At 46.1% G+C, this 614-nt stretch carries 3 tRNA genes and 1 pseudogene; all 4 read right to left on the bottom strand.

What is annotated here, in order from left to right:
• Window positions 1-67, bottom strand: a pseudogene (locus ODQ17_RS19105) (GTP-binding protein); the annotation flags it as partial.
• A 146-nt stretch (window positions 68-213) separates the two neighbouring features.
• Window positions 214-288, bottom strand: a tRNA-Thr gene (locus ODQ17_RS19100).
• Window positions 289-301: 13 nt separating this feature from the next.
• Window positions 302-377 (bottom strand) — tRNA-Gly (locus ODQ17_RS19095).
• Window positions 378-414: 37 nt separating this feature from the next.
• A tRNA-Tyr gene (locus tag ODQ17_RS19090) sits at window positions 415-498 on the bottom strand.
• Window positions 499-614: the final 116 nt, after the last annotated feature.

The following is a 614-nucleotide window of genomic DNA, read 5'->3' as shown; positions in this document are numbered from 1 at the left end:
GGTCAACGTGACCAATTGTGCCCACGTTTACGTGTGGCTTATTACGTTCAAACTTAGCCTTAGCCATGTTTATAGTCCTCGTTTACGTCGAACACAATTCTGAGCAAGACTCAGCATCGACATATCGCCTAAAAAATCAAACACCCAATACTTGAAAAGCAGACTAATAAGCCTGCTTTTTAAATCTTTGTAGAAAATCTACTAAACTGTATCTGGAGCTCTTATCGAGATTTGAACTCGAGACCTCTCCCTTACCAAGGGAGTGCTCTACCACTGAGCTATAAGAGCGATTATCCTTCGATGGAGCGGGAGACGAGGGTCGAACTCGCGACATGCAGCTTGGAAGGCTGCCGCTCTACCAACTGAGCTACTCCCGCACGATGCTGGTATACTTAGCACTTCAATCGAAGTTAATGGTGGTGAGAGAAGGATTCGAACCTTCGAAACTTTCGTAGCGGAGTTACAGTCCGCCCCCTTTGACCGCTCGGGAATCTCACCATATCACACTTATTTCAGTGTTATCCTACACTTAACAACTCCACACTTTAGATGGTGCCGGCACACGGATTCGAACTGTGGACCTACTGATTACAAGTCAGTTGCTCTACCAACTG

Source organism: Acinetobacter sp. IRS14 (assembly GCF_034650275.1).
Classification (GTDB): domain Bacteria; phylum Pseudomonadota; class Gammaproteobacteria; order Pseudomonadales; family Moraxellaceae; genus Acinetobacter; species Acinetobacter oleivorans.
This window is presented reverse-complemented; position numbering and strand designations above follow the sequence as displayed.